At 33.9% G+C, this 766-nt stretch carries 1 protein-coding gene; it reads right to left on the bottom strand.

Annotated features, from left to right (window positions below):
* Positions 1-766 (bottom strand): polysaccharide biosynthesis protein (locus tag AC1DQW_RS27830; protein WP_477457045.1); only part of this gene is annotated, 766 nt, incomplete at both ends.

The raw sequence follows: 766 nt of genomic DNA, 5'->3' as shown, positions 1-766 counted from the left end.
ATATCATCACAAACTTCTCCACGCCAAATTCAACAGAAATGTCTGCTAAATTTTTTGTACCCCAAATATTTGTTAACACAGCCTCGGTAGGGTTATTTTCCATCATAGGCACGTGTTTATATGCTGCAGCATGAAAAACAATTTGAGGTTTATATAAATCAAATAAAGTTCTTATTCTACTTGCATTTTGTATATCTGCTATAAATATTCTGATTTTATCGGCATATGTACTATCCTCTACTTCTAATTGAATATCATGCAAGGGCGTTTCAGCCTGATCACATAACACTACATACTCCGGATTGTAACTTAATATTTGCCTAACAAGCTCCGAACCAATTGAACCCGCGGCGCCCGTGATTAAAACCCTTTTATTTTGAATATCGGCTAAAACATGTTTATTGCCAAGATTGATAGGCTTACGCTCCAAAAGATMTTCTATTTTTAAATCCTTAAACTGCCTTAAATTTGGCTCACCGTTTATCCATTGATCCGATGGCGGAACTGTTATTACTTTTATGCCAAGCTCAACGCATTTTTCAACAGCTATTCTTTTACCATCAATTTTTATATCCTCAGATGTTATAAGCATTGTTTTTATAGAGAATTTATTTTTTAACTTCTCTATTGCTTTTATCGGATATACGCGTTTTTGTTCAATGCAACTATAAACTTTATCAGAGTCGGTATCTATAAATCCTTGTACATTTATCATAAAACCTTTTTGAGCTTCCAGGGCATTTTTAATCAATATAGATGGGGTTCC

Source organism: Mucilaginibacter sp. P5_A4 (assembly GCF_056400605.1).
Note: the sequence above shows the minus strand (reverse complement) of the source record. Positions and strands in the feature narration are given on the sequence as shown.